Genomic DNA, 15,828 nt, shown 5'->3' with positions numbered 1-15,828 from the left:
AGCGGCGGCTGCTGTCGGACCTGCTGCGCCGCGTCGTCCTGGTCGCCGAGGGACCCGCCGGCTGAGCCGCCGGGCTGCTGCCCGACGACGGGCCGGGCCCGCACGTGGACGGTGAGCGGCTGCGGCCGTGACGCAAAAGCCGTTGACCGGCCGGCGAGAATCGGGCGGTGACTACCTGGACGACGAGCCCCACCCACCCCGGCGAACCCGACGCGGCGATCCTGCTGCGGGAGTACCTGACGGAGATGGTCACCCGCTACCACCGGCGCCCGGAGCGACCCGGCGAGGTGGAGGCGGCCCTGGCCGAGTTCCCGGGCGACGACCTGACGCCGCCCACCGGACTGCTCCTGCTGGCCCACCGCGACGGCGAACTGGCCGGCTGCGCGGGCCTGCGCTGGCGGCCCGACTGGGCCGAGCTGACCCAGGTGTACGTCCGGCGGCCCTTCCGCGGCCAGGGCGGCGGGGCGGCCCTGCTCGCCGCGGTCGAACGACGGGCCCGCGAGGCGGGTGCCGACCGGATCCGGTTGGACACCCGTGACGACCTGGTCGAGGCCCGCGCCCTGTACGCGCGCCACGGCTACGTCGAGATCGCCCCCTACAACGACGGCAGGTACGCCGAGCACTGGTTCGAGAAGGCGCTGCCGGCGGAGTTGACGACGCCGGACCGGCGCGGCAAATAAAGACACCAACGCCCCGCCGGCCGTCATGCAGCCCCCGCCGCCTCGGCGGGCCGGGGATACAGCCCGGCGAGCGCGTGCGCGGTGGCGGTGAAGCGCTCCCGCAGCTCCGCCGGGGCGAGCACCTCCACCTCGGCGCCCAGCTTGAGCAGCTCCACGTGCCCGTGCCTGACCGACTCGATCGGCACGGTGGTCTCCAGCCAGCCGGACTCGTCGGGCTCACCCGCGGCGGCCCGGGCCGCCCGGCTCATCGCCGGCGGGAAGACGTACGGCATGAACTCCAGGGCGGCCACCGTCATCCGCACCCGGGCCTCGTCACGGTAGACGCCGCGCTCGTACCGGTCGGTCCACTCCTGCCAGAAGCCGACCAGGTCGAAGTCGGCCGGCCGGTCGAACCGTTCGTCCCGCACCACCAGGTCGAGCACCGCGCCGACCCGGTAGGTGCGGACCTGATCGCCGGAGCGGGCCACCAGGTACCAGCGGCCAGCCTTGAGCACCACGGCCAGCGGGGCGAGCACCCGGGTAACCTCCCGCGGGGTCTTCCACCGCCGGTAGCGGACCTCGACCAGCCGGTCCTCCCACACCGCGCGGGCCAGCGCGGCCAGGTGCGGGGTGGGCTCCGGATTCCGGAACCAGCCCGGCGCATCCAGGTGGAACCGCTGCCGCGCCCGGCCGCCCCGGTCGGCCAGCTCGTCGGGGAGCGCGGCGAGCAGCTTCAACTCCGCCGCCGCGAGCACCGGGCCGAGCCCGAGCTCGGCGGCCGGGCCGGGCATGCCGGCCAGGAAGAGCGCCTCGGCCTCCGGTGCGGTCATCCCGGTCAGCCGGGTCCGGTACCCCTCCAGCAGCCGGTACCCGCCGGCCGGGCCGCGGTCGGCGTACACCGGCACCCCGGCGGCGCCGAGCGACTCGACGTCCCGGTAGACGGTCCGGACCGACACCTCCAGGGCGTCGGCGAGTTCCTGGGCGGTCATCCTCCCCCGGGTCTGCAGGAGCAGCAGCAGGGAGACCAGCCGGCTGGCGCGCACCGGGCGACCGTAACGCCGGACCCGACGGGCGCCGACACCGGGAAGGAACTTCGCCCGGCACGCGACTGCTCCGCCGCTTCGCCCGGAGCTGGCCACGCAGCGCGACGGGCGCATCGTGCGTCGGGAATGACGGTCACAGTCCGATCGCACCACGCATGACCTGCCGGAATCCGTCCATTCCGCGATTGTCGTCCGGGTCCCGGGACGCTGTCGGATTCTCGTCGGGCGCGCCTCGTCGCCATTCACCGCCGGTGCTGAGAGTCTTTCTCACATGTTGCGTCCCGACGTCCCGATGCTGCCCCGCGCGTCGGCCCGGCCCGCCCTGCCCGGCGGGCCGACCGACTTCACCGAGGCGTGGCTGCGCAACCGGCGGCTGTCGGAGCACACCCGCGACGCGTACCGGCGGGACGTCGCCGGCTGGCTGACCTGGTGCGCGGGGCGCGCCCTCGACCCGCTGCGGGCCAACTTCCTCGACGTCAACGCCTACGGCCGCGAGCTGGAGTCCACGCTCGGTGTCCGCAGTGGCCGGCCGCTCACCCCGGCCACCGTCGCGCGCCGCCTGTCCGCCCTGTCCAGCTGGTACGACTTCCTCATCAAGCTGCGCGCGATCGACGCCAACCCGGTCTCCGGGGCCGACCGTCCGCGCATCGACCGGGACCATTCGGCCACGGTCGGCCTCACCCCGGAGGAGGTCGACGCCCTGCTCGCCGCCGTCGACGCGGACACCGGGCCGACCGCCGCCCGCAACCGCGCCGCCATCGCGCTCCTGGCCGACCTGGGGCTGCGGGTCGGCGAGCTGATCTCGCTCGACCTGTCCGATCTCGGCGCGGAGCGGGGCCACCGCAGCATCCGGTTCGTCGGCAAGGGCGGCAAGGTCCGCCGGCGCGCGCTCACCCCGGGCACCGCGTACGCGGTGGACGCCTACCTGGCCGCCCGCGCCGCCGCGCAGGGGGTGACCGTGCCGGAGCTGACCGGTCCGCTGCTGGTCACCGCGACCGGCGCCCGGCTGGACCGGCACTCGGTGTTCCGGCTGGTGCGCCGGCTCGCCCGGGCGGCCGGGATCCCGGCGTGGGCCAGGCTGTCCCCGCACTCGCTGCGGCACGCGTTCGCCACCACCGCCCGAGCGGAGGGGGTGCCGCTGGAGGACGTGCAGGACGCGATGGGTCACGCGGACCCGCGCACCACCCGCCGCTACGACCGGGACCGGCACAACCTGGACCGCGACCCGGCGTACGTCATCTGGGCCGCCCGGGCCCGCCGTCGCGGCTGACTCGAAGGACCGCGGCGGCGCCGCGTTTGGCGAGCGGACCGACCTGAAGACCCGGGCGGCGATGCTCGACGAGGGGCTCGACCTGCTGGTCGGGCTGCTCGGCGACCGGGTCGCGCACGAGGGCAACCACTACCGGGCCGACGGGGTGACGATGCGGCCGGCGCCGGTGCAGTCGCCGCGGGTGCCGGTCTGGGTGGGCGGCAGCACCCAGGCGAAGGCGGTGCTGCGCCGCGCCGACGGGATCGTGCCGTACAAGCTGACCGACACCGACGGCTGGGCCGACTTCACCCCGGATGAGGTGCACGACCTGGTGGCAACCCTGCCGGCGACCCGCGCCGACGGGGAGCCGTTCGACGTGGCGATCGGTGGCCGGCGGCGCCGGCCGGACGAGCGCGCCGAGCGGGCGTACGTGGGCGAGCTGGCGGCGGCCGGGGCCACCTGGTGGCTGGAGTTCGTCAAGGCCGGCGATCCGAAGACGATGCGGGCGGCGGTCGCCCGCGGCCCGCTGCGCTGACCGTGACGTACGGCGTCGGTCGGGGGTCAGGGCCGGCGGGTGCGGGGCCGGTCGCGGACGTCGTAGGCCAGCCGGGCCTCGTCGACCTTGTCCAGGTTGGCGGTGGACCAGTCGGCGAGTGTGGCGAACAGCGGCGCGAGGCTGCGCCCCAGGTCGCTGATCTCGTACTCCACCCGGGGCGGGACTTCCGGGTGGTAGGTGCGTACGACGAGGCCGTCGCGTTCCAGTTGCCGCAGCCGTTGGGTGAGCACCTTCGGGGTGATGGTGAGGAGGCGGCGTTCGAGCTCGACGAAGCGGTGCCGCCCGTACTCGTGCAGGGCCCAGAGGATCGGTGTGGTCCAGCGGCTGAACACGATGTCGACCACCGGGGCGATCGGGCAGGCCTGCTCCGGATCGGCGTCCATCCGGGATGCGGGGGCGGTGGCACCGGTCACAATCACTCCCTCGGGCCAATACTTTCCTCTAGGTACCTACTATACCGAGGGCGGTAGCGTCCTCTCAGTCCACAGGGGAACCGAGAGGAATTGTCATGATCGTGGTGATCGGAGCGACGGGAAACGTGGGGCGGCCGCTGGTGCGGGCGCTGGCGGCGGCCGGCGAGCAGGTGACGGCCGTGTCGCGGCAGGTGTCGGCGGCGGACGTGCCCGCGGGCGTCCGCCCGATACCGGCCGACCTGGCCGAGCCGGCCGGCCTGAAGGTGGCGCTCGACGGCGCGGCGGCGCTGTTCCTGCTGCTGCCCGGCGACCTGCTGGCCGGCGGCGCCGATCCGAGCGGCATCCTCGACGCCGCCCGCACCGCCGGCGTGCGGCGGGTGGTCTTCCTGTCCTCGCAGGGTGTCGCGACCGGGCGGCACCCCGCCCAGCTGGAGCAGGTCGTCGCGGCGTCCGGGCTGGACTGGACGGTGCTGCGTCCCGGCGGCTTCCATTCCAACGCGCTCCAGTGGGCCGAAACAGTACGGCAGCAGCGGCTGGTCGGCGCGCCGTTCGGCGACGTCGCGCTGCCGACCGTCGACCCGGACGACATCGCCGAGGTCGCCGCCGTCGCGCTGCGCGATCCCGGCCACGCCGGCCGGACGTACGAGCTGACCGGGCCGGAGCCCATCTCACCGCGGCAGCAGGCGGCGGCGATCGGGCAGGCGCTGGGCGAGCCGGTGCGCTTCGTCGAGCAGAGCGCCGCCCAGGCCCGGGCGCGGCTGCTGCGCGTCATGCCGGAGCCCGTCGTCGAGGCCACCCTCGACATCCTGGGTGCACCCTCGCCGGCCGAGCAGCGGGTCAGCCCCGACGTCGCACGGGTCCTCGGCCGGCCGCCGCGCGCGTTCGCCGACTGGGCGCGGCGCACCGTCGACGCCTTCTGCTGACGGACCGACCACCGGCTCGCCGGGCGGCGCGGAGTCGCCCGGCGAGCCGCAGTGGGCTCAGCCCTGCGGGCGCGGGCAGATGCAGAACGGCTGGCCGATCGGGTCGATCAGCACCACCCAGCGCTCGCCGCCGGGCTGGAACTCCGGCTTCGCCGCGCCCGCCGCCACGAACTCCTTCTCCGCCATTGTGAGGTTGTCGACGTAGAGGTCGAGGTGGTAGCGCTTGCCGGCGGTCTCGTCGGGCCAGGCGGGCGGCGTGTAGCCGGGCACCAGCCCGAACCCGATCGAGACCCCGTCCTTGCTGATCATCGCGTACTCGGCCTGGCTGTGGGTGATCTCCCAGCCAAGGACCCGGTGGTAGAACCCGGCGTGCGCGACCGGGTCGGAGCTGTCGAGGTTGACCATGGCGAGGTCGGCGTTCACTGTCATGCCGCCAGTCTCGCCGCCGTACCTGACACCCTGTGGCAGGTACGGCGGACGGATTTCAGCAGAGCAGCGCCAGGTGCCGGTGCGCATCGGCGGCGATGTCCTCGTGCCGCAGCCAGCGCCGCGCCCACAGCCGGGCGGCCGCCTCGGCCTGCTCGTCGCCCCAGGTCGCGTGCTCCACCAGCAGCGCGGTGGTCAACGCGTACGCCATCCGCAGTGCCAGCCCGCGTGCTCCCGCCACCACGTCGACGCCGGTCGGGTCGGCGGTGACCTCGGCGAGCCTGCCGCGCAGCTCGTCGGTGACCGCGGCGAGGGTGTCGGCGAGGGCGGGAGACAGCGGGCGGGCCAGGTCGACCGCGGCGGCCAGCCGGCCCAGCAGCGGCCCGGCCGCGTCCTCGCGGGCCACCGCGCGCAGCACGTCCAGGGCGAGCACGTTGGTGGTGCCCTCCCAGATGGGCAGCACCTGCGCGTCGCGCAGCAGCCGCGGCACCCCGGTGTCCTCGACGTACCCGGCGCCGCCGAACGCCTCGACGTACTCGCTGGCGGAGGAGACGGCGAGCCGGCCGGTGGCGAGCTTGGCCAGCGGCGCCACCACCCTCAGCTCGGCGGCGGCCTCCGGGTCGGCGCCCACCTCCACCCGGCCCAGCAGGGCGAAGGCGTGCCCGGCCAGGACGAACGCGCCGGCCGCGTCGACCGCCAGGGTGCCGAGGGTGCCGCGGTGCAGGGGTGACTCGGCGAGCCGGCCGCCGGCGACCTGCCGGGCCTCGGCGTACGCCCGGGCGTAGGCCAGGCCGCGGCGCATGCCGGAGGCGGCGGCGGACGCGTTGTGCACCCGGGTCACCACCACCAGGGTCATCGCCCGCACCAGGCCGGGCACGGCCGGGTCGCCGAGCGGCAGCGCGTACGCGTCGTGCAGCCCGATCTCGGCGGTGGGCAGCGCCCGGGTGCCGAGCTTGTCCTTGAGCCGGCGCACGGTCACCCCGGGCGCGGGGGAGTCCGGCGCGACGGTGGCCCCGGCCAGCGGCGAGTCGGCGGCGTAGCGGGGCACCAGAAACGGCGCCAGCACCCGGCTGCCGCGTCCGGCGCCCTCCGGGCGGGCCAGGGCCACCGCCATCGGCGCGTCGGCGGCGGAGCAGAACCACTTCTCCCCGGTCAGCCGCCACGAGCCGTCCGCGGCGGGCCGGCCGATGGTGCTGGAGTGGGACAGGTCGGAGCCGCCCTGCGACTCGGTCATCCACTGGCCGCTGACGATCGCGGTGCCCGGGTCGGTGGAGATCAGCCGGGGCAGCCAGGCGTCGCGCACCTCGGGGGCGACCTCGGGGAGGCTGAGCAGCGCGGCGGCGCCGTCGGCCATCGCCACCGGGCAGGAGAAGGTGGCCGACTCCGGCCCGTACAGGTGCAGCAGGGCGTGCTGGACGACCCGGGCCGCGGCCCCCCAGGTGCCGCACGCGGCCTCCAGGTAGGGCAGGGCGACGACCGCGTGCCGGGCGGCGGCGGCCCGCTGGGCCTGCCAGCCGGCGGAGGTGTCGACCCGGTCGACGCGGGCCCCCCACGGGTCGTAGCGGACCAGGGTGGGCGGGTGCGCCTCGGCGTCGGCGTGCGCGGCGCGCAGGGGCCCGGCGACGTCGGCGGCCAGGTCGGCCAGCCGGCCCTTCGCGGCGGCGTGCCCGGCGGGGCCGAGCTGCCGCTCCAGCCAGGACCGCAGGAGCGGATCCCCGCTGTACGGGTCGTCGGGGGTCGGCACCGGCTGCACGTAACGGGTCATCCACGGCTCCTTAGAGGGTGTGCGCCGACCGTAGACGACGCCGCGGGCGGCGCGACAGGGGTGATGTGCCTGCGCGGGGACGTACCGGACGCATACGGTCGACGGTGATGGGCCGTGAGCAGGCGTGGAGCAGGCCGGCCCGGCGGCACCGGCCGGTGCGTACCGGCCTGCTGCTGGGTGGCTTCGGGGTGGGCCTGTGCCTGATCGGGGTGGCCGGTCTCGCCGTGTGGAACGTTCAGGTGGTGATGCAGGCCAACGGCCCGGTGCGGGACACCGCCGACGGGTTCTTCCACGAGGTGTCGGCCGGAGACACCGACGCCGCCTACAAGCGGCTGTGCTCCGACGCCCGCAGCCGGTGGAGCGCGGTCGGCTTCGGCAGTTGGGTGCGGACCCCGCCGCAGGTCACCGGGTACGAGATCACGGACGTGTCGGTGGCGACCCTGAGCGGCCGGCCGCGCGGCACGGTGACGGTGCGGGTCACCCGTGACGGCGGGGCCAGCGAGGAACGCAAACTCCCGGTGATCCAGGAGAAGGGGAAGTGGCGGGTCTGCGGGGACCCGTTCTGACCCTCAGGCGCGCGGGCCGAGGTCGCCCGAGCGGTAGTGGCGGCGGCAGAGCACCTGGTAGCGCACATCGGCGGTGTCCATGGTGTCGCCGATGACGACCTGCGCGCCCTCGCGGACCACCCGCCCGTCGACCACCCGGGCGTTGAGCAGCCCCTCCCGGCCGCACCAGCAGAGCACTTCGATCTGGATGCGGGCCACCTCGTCGGCGAGTTCGAACAGCCGCTGCGCGGCCGGGAACAGGCAGGAGCGGAAGTCGGTGGCAAGGCCGAAGGCGTAGACGTCGACGTCGTAGTTGTCGACCAGATCGGCCATCTGCTCGACGTGCTCCAGGTCGTAGAAGGAGGCCTCGTCGCAGATCAGGTAGTCGACGCGTACCCCCTCGGCCCAGGCGTCGCGGACCAGGTCGCGCAGGTCGAGGGAGTCGGTGACCTCGATGGCGGAGTGGGCCAGGCCGATGCGGGTGGTGACCTGCGGGCCCAGCGACCGGTCGATGCGGGTGGTGACCAGGCCGCGGCGGCCCTGGCGGGCGTGGTTGTAGTTCATCTGCAGAGCCATCGTGGACTTGCCACAGTCCATCGGCCCCCAGAAGAACTTCAGCGCGGCGGCGTGCAGCGGCCGCCCGTCGAGGCCGCGGGCCGCGGCGCAGCCGGTGCGGGTGTGGTCCGGGCCGGGGAGGGGCCGGGCCAGGCAGGTCGGGGCGGCAGCGGCGTCGTCGGTCACGTCGGGGCAGCCTAGTCCATTGACCCTCGCCGATCAGGACGGTGCGTGGCGCGGCTCTACAGCACCCGGGGCGGGGTGTTGCCCGCGGCGACGATGGCCCGCCGCATCGGCACGGCGGCCAGCAGCGCGAACCCGACCACGAAGAAGATCAGCAGTGAGACCAGGCCCACCCGGTAGGAGGCGGTGAGCTGGAACACCAGGCCGAAGGCGAGCGGCCCGAGCCAGCTGGTGCCCTTGTCGCTGATCTCGTAGAAGCCGTAGTACTCGCCCTCCTTGCCGGCGGGGATGAGCTGGCTGAACAGCGACCGGCTCAGCGCCTGGCTGCCGCCGAGGACCAGGCCGATCGCCCCGCCGAGAATCATGAACGGCAGCGGCGCCTCGGCGGGCAGCCGGAACGCGGCGATGATCACACCGGTCCAGAGCACCAGACTGATCAGCACGGTCTTCCACGCGCCGATGCGCCCGGCGAGCGCGCCGAGGGCGAGGGCGCCGCCGAAGGCGAGGAACTGCACCAGCAGGATCGTCACGATCAGCGTGCTCTGCCCCAGCCGCAGCTCCTTGGTGCCGTACTGGCTGGCCAGGGTGATGACGGTCTGGATGCCGTCGTTGTAGACCAGGAAGGCGAGCAGGAAGAACAGCGTCAGCGGGTACGCCTTGATATTCCGCAGGGTACGGCCGAGCTGCCGGAACCCGTCGGTGAGCAGGTTGCCGCCGCCGACCCGGGCCGCCGCGGCGGCGGCGGGATGCTCGCGCAGCCAGCGCAGCGGCACCAGGGTGAACGCCGCCCACCACACGCCCGCGGACACGATCGACCAGCGGGCCAGGTCGAGGGTGCGCTGCGGGTTGCCATCCTCGCTGAGCACGGTGATCGCGACCAGGTTGAGCGCGAGCAGCAGGCCGCCCCCGAGGTAGCCGATGGCCCAGCCGCGGCTGGAGATGGCGTCGCGTTCGTCGGGGCCGCCGAGCTGCGGCAGGAACGAGTTGTAGACCACCACGGCCGCGCCGAAGGAGATGTTGGCAATCAGGAACAGCGCCCCGCCGAGCAGGTAGCGCTCGCCGGTGACGAAGGCGAAGGCGATGGTCGCGCCGGCGCCGATGAACGCGGCGGCGGCCAGCAGCCGCTTCTTGTGCACCGACCGGTCGGCGATCGCACCCATCACCGGCAGCACGAAGACGGTGAGGAAGACCGACAGCGAGATCAGGTACGGGTAGTAGGAGCCGGCGGCGACCCGGATGCCCAGCGGGTGCACGTACCCGTCGCAGCTGTCCGCGCCCAGTTCGCAGCCGGCGGCCAGTTCGGTGACGGTGGTGAGGAACGGGCCGAGGAAGACTGTGATGACGGTGGTCTGGAAGGCCGAGTTGGCCCAGTCGTAGAGGTACCAGCCGCGCCGCTCGCGGCGGGTGCTCGACGGGGGCTCGTGCAGGGTCGGGCTGACCGTCTCGGCCATCGGTTCCTCCGCCAGGGGTTCAGGCGGCCCAGTGGCCGCGGCTGCGGTAGACGTCGCGCAGCACGCCGACGTGATCGGTCATGATGCCATCCACACCAAGATCAAGTAAGTCGTGCATGTCGGCAGGTTCGTCGATCGTCCAGACATGCACCTGCAACCCGATCCGGTGGCAGTACGCGAGGAACCGCCGGTCCACCACGGGGATGCGCCCGTAGCGGACGGGGACCTGGGCGGCGACGACGGACGGCGGCAGCCGCAGCGACCGCCCGTGCAGGGAGGCCATCCGCAGCCGGGCCACGCCGCGCATGCCGAGGCTGGTGGCGACCTTCGGGCCGGCCAGCGCGCGCAGCCGGGTCAGCCGGGCGTCGCTGAACGAGGCGAGCAGCACTCGGCCGCCGGCGCCGGCCCGGGTGACCGTGGCGATGGTCGGTTCGACGCCGCCGTCGGCCTTGACGTCGATGTTGAAGCGGACCTCCGGCCAGGCGGCGAGGACCTCGTCGAGGCGGGGCACCACGGCGGCGCCGCCGACGCGTACCGAGGCCAGGTCGGCCCAGCGCAGGTCGGCGATGCGTCCCGGCTCGCCGGTGACCCGGCGCAGAGTGGCGTCGTGGAAGATCACCGGCACGCCGTCGGCGGTGGCGTGCACGTCGGTCTCCACGTACCGGTAGCCCAGGGCGATGGCGCGGGCGAACGCGGCGGCGGTGTTCTCGTCGCCGTCGGACGCGCCGCCGCGGTGGGCGAACGCGAGTGGCGCGGGGGAGTCGAGATAGCCGGAGCGGGGCTGCACGCCCGGCAGTATGCCCGCCTCCGGTGGCGTACGGGTGACGGGCCGGCGATCATCGCGCACCGGAGCACCCTCGGTTCAAGCTTCCCTATCGCTCCCTATCCTGTCTAACATGGGACCCGATGAGTGAAGATATGTTCTCCGTGGAGCAGGTGGCCGACCGGCTCGGCCTGCACCCGCGCACCGTGCGCGGCTACATCCGGGCCGGCCGGCTCCGGGCGGTGCGGATCGGCAAGCAGTACCGGATCGCCCGTGGCGACCTCGACGCGCTGACCGGCCGGCCGCGGACCCCGCCGACCCGGCCCGCCGCCGGCCCGTCCGTGGAGGTGTCGAGCATCGTGCAGGTCGACGGCGTGGACCGGGCCGCCGCGGACCGACTGGGCACCCTCGTGCTGGCGGGGGTGAACACCGTCCGCGACCCCGCGCACCCGCTGCGCGTCCAGACCGTCCACGACGAGGAACGACAGCGTATGAAGATCGTCATCCTGGGTGGCGCCGCCGCCACCGCCGACGTGCTGCACCTGCTCGACGCCGTCCTCGACGGCGGAAACGGACTGCTCGCCGGGGAGGCCGACGATGCCTGACGTGGTGCAGCAGCGGATGGGGGTGCCGGTGCTGGTGTGCGACCCGGCCGGCCCGCCGGTGGCGACCGTGCGGGACGCGCTGGACCTGATCGGTGCGGCCTTCCTCGGCGCGGAGGTGGTGGCCGTGCCCGCGAGCCGGCTGGGCGACGACTTCTTCTCGCTGGGCACCCGCTTCGCCGGGGAGATCATGCAGAAGTTCGTCAACTACCGGCTGCGCCTGGCCGTCGTCGGCGACATCTCCCGGCACCTCGCGGCCAGCGCGGCCCTGCGCGCCCTGGTCCACGAGTCGAACCGCGCCGACCACGTGTGGTTCGTCGCCGACCTCGACGCGCTGGACGCCCGACTGGGCGGCCGGGCCACCCGGGCCGGCCGCTGATCAGGCCAGCCAGCCGGCGGTGATCGTGGCGACCGCGAGGCCGTCGAGGTCGGCGAGTTTCGCCCCGACGAACTGCCGGGCGGTGGTCGAGGTCTGCACGCGCGGCGCCGGCTCCGGGTCGGTCAGGGTCGCGACGACCGCCGCGGCCGCGTCCACCGGGGACTGGGCGGCCGCGAACGCGCCGGCGCTGCGCTGCAGGTACGCCCGCAGCGCCGGCGCGTACACCCCGGCCTGCGCGATGGCGGCGTCCCGATCGACGCCGGCGTTGGCGACGAATTCGCTGGCCACCGCGCCGGGCTCGACCACGGTGACGGTGACCCCGACGGTGGCGGCGACCGGGGCGAGCGACTCCATGAAGCCCTCGACGGCGAACTTCGCCGCGCAGTACGCCTCGTTGAACGGCTGCCCGACCACCCCGCCGACGCTGGTGACGGTGATCAGCCGGCCCTGACTGGCCCGCAGGTGGGGCAGCGCGGCCCGGCTGACGTGCAGGACGCCGAAGAAGTTGACCTCCATGACGGCCCGCACGTCGTCGACGGTCTCCTGCTCCAGGGTGCCCACGTGCCCGGCGCCGGCGTTGTTGACCACCGCGTCGAGTCGCCCGTGGGCGGCGATCACCTCGGCGACGCAGGCGTCCACCGAGGCCGGGTCGACGACGTCGAGCCGGCGTACCTCGACCAGGTCGGCGACCCCGGCGGCGTCGGCGGCGCGGCGCAGCGCGTCGGCGCGCGACACGTCGCGCATGGTGGCCACGGTCCGCCAGCCGGCGCGGGCCGCGCCGACGGCGATCTCCAGGCCGATGCCGGTGGACGTGCCGGTGATCAGGACGGTCGGTGCGCTCATGTCGGGGTCCCTCCTCTTCAGGACACGAGGGCGTCCCGGCCGAGACTCCCACCCCTCGAGTGCGCTCGAAGGCGAATCAGGCCGGCGGGCGCCGCCGGTGCGACCGGGTGGTCTCGCTGGGGCGGCCGGGGTCGACGTGCCGGGGGCGGTCCGGCTCTTCGGGGCGCAGCGGCCTCAGGTCGTCGGTGATCGCGTCGATGATCCGGGCGGTGGCCCGTCGGGCCGCCCCGGGGGTGCCGGGGTGCAGGTCGCGCAGCGCCACCGGGGCGCCGAAGTGCACCCGGATCGCCGGCCGGCGCAGCAGGGCCCGGGCGAGGCCGCGCAGCGCTCCCTTCGGCGCCCGGTACGGCAGCACCTCGTGGGAGCCCCACTGGGCGACGGGGATGACGGGGGCGCTGCTGACGAGGGCGAGCCGGGCGGCGCCGGTCTTGCCGCGTTCGGGCCACATGCCGGGGTCCAGCCCGATCCGGCCCTCGGGGTAGAGCAGGATCACCGAGCCGCCGGCGACGGCCGCGGCGGCGGCGTCGAGGGCCTGGTGGACCGAGGTGGTGCCCCGGTCGACGCGGATGTGCCCGGCCCGGCGCATCAGCGGCCCGATCACGGGGGTGCGGAACAACCCCGCGGTGGCCATGAACCGCGGGGCGATGCCTTGGGCGCGGCAGGCGGCCGCGAGGACCACCGGGTCGAACGGGCCGATGTGGTTGACGGCCAGGATCAGCGGTCCGCGGCGCAGCTCGGCCGGCACGTCGCCGGTGACCGCGAGGTGGCCGAAGGCGCCGACGATGCCGCGGGCGAGCAGTTGGGCGGCGCGCCACAGCAACGGCGTTCGCCAGCCGGTCGGGGTGTTCATCAGTGCTGGATGGTCGCACGCGTCGGGGTGAGCGGGGGACCCGATCCCGGGTCGGGCGGCAGAGGTGATCAGGGTCATTGGTCCCGGGCCGGTTCGGGACCCCCGGCCCTGGAGACTTCTCTACGACGCCCGGTAGTATTTACTACGTCTTGTAGTACGCAACAGCTGGGGGTTTCAGGTGGACGCGTTGGACGTCGCCCGCTGGCAGTTCGGTGTCACCACCGTCTACCACTTTCTGTTCGTGCCGCTGACCATCGGGCTCTCCGTCCTGGTGGCCATCCTGCAGACCATGTGGCACCGCACCGGCAACGAGCGGTACCTGAAGCTCACCAAGTTCTACGGCAAGCTGTTCCTGATCAACTTCGCGATGGGCGTGGTGACCGGCATCGTGCAGGAGTTCCAGTTCGGCATGAACTGGAGCGACTACTCCCGCTTCGTCGGCGACATCTTCGGCGCGCCCCTGGCCATCGAGGCCCTCGTCGCGTTCTTCCTCGAGTCGACCTTCATCGGACTGTGGATCTTCGGCTGGGACCGGCTGCCCAAGCGGGCGCACCTGGCCAGCATCTGGGCCGCCGCGATCGGCACCAACCTCAGCGCGTACTTCATCCTCGCCGCGAACTCGTTCATGCAGAACCCGGTCGGCTACCGGATCAACCCGACCACCGGCCGGGCCGAGCTCACCGACTTCGTCGCCGTGCTCACCAACAAGGTCGCGCTGATCACCTTCCCGCACACGCTGTCCGGGTCGTTCCTGGTCGCCGGCTCGCTGATCGTCGCGGTCGGCCTGTTCCACGTCATCGGCAACCGCGACAGCGCCGATACCGCCGCGTACCGGTTCGCCACCAGGTTCGGCTCCTGGGTCGTGCTGATCTCCTCGGCGCTGGTGCTGTTCACCGGCGACATCCAGGGCAAGATCATGACCGACGTGCAGCCGATGAAGATGGCCGCCGCCGAGGGCCTCTACACCACCGAGAGCCCCGCCTCGTTCTCCGTGCTCACCGTCGGCAGCCTCGACGGCAGCCGCGAGGTCTTCGCCATCAAGATCCCGTACCTGCTGTCGTTCCTCGGCACCGGCGACCCCAACGGCACCGTCCAGGGCATCAACGACCTGCAGGCCCAGTACGCCAGCCAGTACGGCGCCGGCAGCTACACCCCGATCATCCCGGTCACCTACTGGAGCTTCCGCTTCATGATCGCCTTCGGGATGGCCGCCGCCGCGATCGCCCTGCTGGTGCTCTGGAGCCAGCGCAAGGGCCGCACCCCCACCAGCAGGTGGCTGCTGCGCGCCGGGCTGGTCATGCCGGTGCTGCCGCTGCTGGCCAACTCCTTCGGCTGGATCTTCACCGAGATGGGCCGGCAGCCGTGGATCGTCTTCGGCGAGATGCTCACCCGCAACGGCGTGTCCCGCAGCGTCTCGCTGACCGAGGTGCTCACCTCGTTCACCGCCTTCACCCTGATCTACGCCACCCTCGCCGTGGTGGAGTTCAAGCTGCTGGTCGGCTACGCCAAGGCCGGCGTAGCCGACGTCACCCCGGCGCCCGAGTCCGACGACACCGACGACGCCGAGCGCCCGCTGGCGTTCGCCTACTGATCCCCGGAGCCCATCGTGGAACTGACCACCATCTGGTTTCTCCTCGTCGCCGTGCTCTTCACCGGCTACTTCATCCTCGAAGGCTTCGACTTCGGCGTCGGCATGCTGCTGCCCGTGCTGGGCCGCGACGACCGGGAACGCCGCGTCCTGATCAACACCATCGGCCCGGTCTGGGACGGCAACGAGGTCTGGCTGATCACCGCCGGCGGCGCGATGTTCGCCGCCTTCCCCGAGTGGTACGCCACCCTCTTCTCCGGCTTCTACCTGCCACTGCTGCTGATCCTGCTCGCCCTGATCGCCCGCGGGGTCGCCTTCGAGTACCGGCACAAGCGCCCCGAGGCGTCCTGGAAGCGCCGCTGGGACGCGGCGATCTTCTTCGGCTCGCTGCTGCCGGCCATCCTGTGGGGCGTCGTCTTCGCCAACATCCTGCGCGGCGTGCCGCTGTCCGCCGACCACGAGTACGCCGGCGGCCTGCTAAACCTGCTCAACCCGTACGCCCTGCTCGGCGGCCTGACCACCCTGGCACTGTTCCTCACCCACGGCGCGGTGTTCATCGCCCTCAAGACCACCGGCGAGATCCGCGAGCGGGCCGGCGCCCTGGCCGTGAAGCTCGGCGTCGGCACCGCCGTGGTCGCGGTGGCGTTCCTCGCCTGGACGCTGACCATCCGCTCCAGCACGGCCGCCGTCGTGCTCGCCGTCGGCGCGGCCCTCGCCCTGGTCGGTGGTCTCGCCGCCGCCCGGGTACGCCGGGAGGGCTGGGCGTTCACCGGCACCGCGGTGGCCATCGCCCTGGCGGTGGCGACCCTGTTCGCGGCGTTGTTCCCGAACGTGCTGCCGTCGACCCTGGACGCCGCCGGAACCCTGACGGCGAGCAACGCCTCCTCGACCCCGTACACCCTGAAGATCATGACCTGGGTGGCGGTGGTGTTCACCCCGATCGTGCTGGCCTACCAGGGCTGGACGTACTGGGTGTTCCGCAAGCGAATCGGGGTAGTCAACATTCCGCAACATTGATGGGCCTGCGGGCGCGGG

The 15,828-nt window shown here is 73.6% G+C and carries 17 protein-coding genes and 1 pseudogene; 9 read left to right on the top strand and 9 right to left on the bottom strand.

Annotated elements, in window-relative coordinates; genetic code table 11:
* Nucleotides 1–167: 167 nt before the first annotated feature.
* Nucleotides 168–680 (top strand): GNAT family N-acetyltransferase, encoded by a 513-nt coding sequence (locus SLP03_RS19400; protein ID WP_319462023.1) that lies wholly within the window; start codon nt 168–170, stop codon nt 678–680.
* A 23-nt stretch (nt 681–703) separates the two neighbouring features.
* Here SLP03_RS19400 and SLP03_RS19395 read toward each other — a convergent pair whose 3' ends face one another.
* On the bottom strand, nt 704–1,702 hold the full coding sequence (locus tag SLP03_RS19395) for a helix-turn-helix transcriptional regulator (protein WP_319462022.1): 999 nt from the start codon (nt 1,700–1,702) through the stop codon (nt 704–706).
* 271 nt (nt 1,703–1,973) lie between these two features.
* Between SLP03_RS19395 and SLP03_RS19390 the strand changes: the two genes are divergently transcribed.
* Nucleotides 1,974–2,972: a tyrosine-type recombinase/integrase gene (locus tag SLP03_RS19390; protein ID WP_319462021.1), complete on the top strand. Its 999-nt coding sequence runs from the start codon at nt 1,974–1,976 to the stop codon at nt 2,970–2,972.
* A 34-nt stretch (nt 2,973–3,006) separates the two neighbouring features.
* A pseudogene (locus SLP03_RS19385) lies at nt 3,007–3,486 on the top strand (LLM class flavin-dependent oxidoreductase); the annotation flags it as partial.
* A 26-nt stretch (nt 3,487–3,512) separates the two neighbouring features.
* Here SLP03_RS19385 and SLP03_RS19380 read toward each other — a convergent pair.
* Complete coding sequence (locus SLP03_RS19380) at nt 3,513–3,920, bottom strand: helix-turn-helix domain-containing protein (protein ID WP_319462020.1); 408 nt, start codon at nt 3,918–3,920, stop codon at nt 3,513–3,515.
* A 95-nt stretch (nt 3,921–4,015) separates the two neighbouring features.
* Between SLP03_RS19380 and SLP03_RS19375 the strand changes: the two genes are divergently transcribed.
* Nucleotides 4,016–4,843, top strand: coding sequence for an NAD(P)H-binding protein (locus SLP03_RS19375; protein ID WP_319462019.1), 828 nt, complete (start codon nt 4,016–4,018; stop codon nt 4,841–4,843).
* Nucleotides 4,844–4,900: 57 nt separating this feature from the next.
* Here the strand turns inward: SLP03_RS19375 and SLP03_RS19370 are convergent, their stop codons facing one another.
* Both SLP03_RS19370 and SLP03_RS19365 read right to left on the bottom strand, forming a co-directional pair.
* A complete protein-coding gene (locus SLP03_RS19370) occupies nt 4,901–5,272 on the bottom strand; it encodes a VOC family protein (protein ID WP_319462018.1) in 372 nt (123 codons plus the stop codon).
* 55 nt (nt 5,273–5,327) lie between these two features.
* Nucleotides 5,328–7,034, bottom strand: coding sequence for an acyl-CoA dehydrogenase family protein (locus tag SLP03_RS19365; RefSeq protein ID WP_319462017.1), 1,707 nt, complete (start codon nt 7,032–7,034; stop codon nt 5,328–5,330).
* A 107-nt stretch (nt 7,035–7,141) separates the two neighbouring features.
* On the opposite strand from SLP03_RS19365, the gene SLP03_RS19360 reads away from it, so the two are divergent.
* On the top strand, nt 7,142–7,600 hold the full coding sequence (locus SLP03_RS19360; protein WP_319462016.1) for a DUF4878 domain-containing protein: 459 nt from the start codon (nt 7,142–7,144) through the stop codon (nt 7,598–7,600).
* Between the two features lie 3 nt (nt 7,601–7,603).
* Here SLP03_RS19360 and SLP03_RS19355 read toward each other — a convergent pair whose 3' ends face one another.
* Genes SLP03_RS19355 through SLP03_RS19345 form a run of 3 tightly spaced genes read right to left on the bottom strand, consistent with a single transcriptional unit; the run spans nt 7,604 to nt 10,555 of the window.
* The gene (locus SLP03_RS19355; protein WP_413644555.1) at nt 7,604–8,320 is read right to left on the bottom strand and encodes a thymidine kinase; all 717 of its coding nucleotides are present in this window, start codon (nt 8,318–8,320) and stop codon (nt 7,604–7,606) included.
* Nucleotides 8,321–8,376: 56 nt separating this feature from the next.
* Nucleotides 8,377–9,768 carry an MFS transporter gene (locus tag SLP03_RS19350; RefSeq protein ID WP_319462015.1) on the bottom strand — a complete coding sequence of 464 codons (1,392 nt, stop codon included), beginning with the start codon at nt 9,766–9,768 and terminating at the stop codon, nt 8,377–8,379.
* Nucleotides 9,769–9,787: 19 nt separating this feature from the next.
* Complete coding sequence (locus tag SLP03_RS19345) at nt 9,788–10,555, bottom strand: glycerophosphodiester phosphodiesterase (protein ID WP_319462074.1); 768 nt, start codon at nt 10,553–10,555, stop codon at nt 9,788–9,790.
* 119 nt (nt 10,556–10,674) lie between these two features.
* Between SLP03_RS19345 and SLP03_RS19340 the strand changes: the two genes are divergently transcribed.
* Both SLP03_RS19340 and SLP03_RS19335 read left to right on the top strand, forming a co-directional pair.
* The gene (locus tag SLP03_RS19340) at nt 10,675–11,136 is read left to right on the top strand and encodes a helix-turn-helix domain-containing protein (RefSeq protein ID WP_319462014.1); all 462 of its coding nucleotides are present in this window, start codon (nt 10,675–10,677) and stop codon (nt 11,134–11,136) included.
* Complete coding sequence (locus SLP03_RS19335) at nt 11,129–11,512, top strand: DUF4180 domain-containing protein (protein ID WP_319462013.1); 384 nt, start codon at nt 11,129–11,131, stop codon at nt 11,510–11,512. Before SLP03_RS19340 ends, SLP03_RS19335 begins: the two co-directional genes overlap by 8 nt.
* On the opposite strand, the gene SLP03_RS19330 is transcribed toward SLP03_RS19335, so the two are convergent.
* On the bottom strand, nt 11,513–12,355 hold the full coding sequence (locus SLP03_RS19330; RefSeq protein WP_319462012.1) for an SDR family NAD(P)-dependent oxidoreductase: 843 nt from the start codon (nt 12,353–12,355) through the stop codon (nt 11,513–11,515).
* 76 nt (nt 12,356–12,431) lie between these two features.
* Nucleotides 12,432–13,205 carry a lysophospholipid acyltransferase family protein gene (locus SLP03_RS19325; protein ID WP_319462011.1) on the bottom strand — a complete coding sequence of 258 codons (774 nt, stop codon included), beginning with the start codon at nt 13,203–13,205 and terminating at the stop codon, nt 12,432–12,434.
* A 178-nt stretch (nt 13,206–13,383) separates the two neighbouring features.
* On the opposite strand from SLP03_RS19325, the gene SLP03_RS19320 reads away from it, so the two are divergent.
* Both SLP03_RS19320 and cydB read left to right on the top strand, forming a co-directional pair.
* Nucleotides 13,384–14,796: a cytochrome ubiquinol oxidase subunit I gene (locus SLP03_RS19320; RefSeq protein WP_319462010.1), complete on the top strand. Its 1,413-nt coding sequence runs from the start codon at nt 13,384–13,386 to the stop codon at nt 14,794–14,796.
* Between the two features lie 15 nt (nt 14,797–14,811).
* Complete coding sequence (cydB, locus tag SLP03_RS19315; RefSeq protein WP_319462009.1) at nt 14,812–15,810, top strand: cytochrome d ubiquinol oxidase subunit II; 999 nt, start codon at nt 14,812–14,814, stop codon at nt 15,808–15,810.
* The last annotated feature ends 18 nt before the right edge of the window (nt 15,811–15,828 follow it).

Origin of the sequence: Micromonospora sp. RTP1Z1 (genome assembly GCF_033804685.1) — a bacterium.
Lineage (GTDB): Bacteria > Actinomycetota > Actinomycetes > Mycobacteriales > Micromonosporaceae > Micromonospora.
The sequence above is the reverse complement of the archived record's forward strand: the minus strand, read 5'-3'. Positions and strand labels throughout refer to the sequence as shown.

What these genes read in the sequence shown, in the direction of transcription:
- SLP03_RS19390 (WP_319462021.1), top strand. Translation starts at nt 1,974, where the DNA reads ATGTTGCGTCCCGACGTCCCGATGCTGCCCCGCGCGTCGGCCCGGCCC.
- SLP03_RS19375 (WP_319462019.1), top strand. Translation starts at nt 4,016, where the DNA reads ATGATCGTGGTGATCGGAGCGACGGGAAACGTGGGGCGGCCGCTGGTG.
- SLP03_RS19370 (WP_319462018.1), bottom strand. Translation starts at nt 5,272, where the DNA reads ATGACAGTGAACGCCGACCTCGCCATGGTCAACCTCGACAGCTCCGAC.
- SLP03_RS19365 (WP_319462017.1), bottom strand. Translation starts at nt 7,034, where the DNA reads ATGACCCGTTACGTGCAGCCGGTGCCGACCCCCGACGACCCGTACAGC.
- SLP03_RS19360 (WP_319462016.1), top strand. Translation starts at nt 7,142, where the DNA reads ATGGGCCGTGAGCAGGCGTGGAGCAGGCCGGCCCGGCGGCACCGGCCG.
- SLP03_RS19350 (WP_319462015.1), bottom strand. Translation starts at nt 9,768, where the DNA reads ATGGCCGAGACGGTCAGCCCGACCCTGCACGAGCCCCCGTCGAGCACC.
- SLP03_RS19340 (WP_319462014.1), top strand. Translation starts at nt 10,675, where the DNA reads ATGAGTGAAGATATGTTCTCCGTGGAGCAGGTGGCCGACCGGCTCGGC.
- SLP03_RS19335 (WP_319462013.1), top strand. Translation starts at nt 11,129, where the DNA reads ATGCCTGACGTGGTGCAGCAGCGGATGGGGGTGCCGGTGCTGGTGTGC.
- SLP03_RS19330 (WP_319462012.1), bottom strand. Translation starts at nt 12,355, where the DNA reads ATGAGCGCACCGACCGTCCTGATCACCGGCACGTCCACCGGCATCGGC.
- SLP03_RS19325 (WP_319462011.1), bottom strand. Translation starts at nt 13,205, where the DNA reads ATGAACACCCCGACCGGCTGGCGAACGCCGTTGCTGTGGCGCGCCGCC.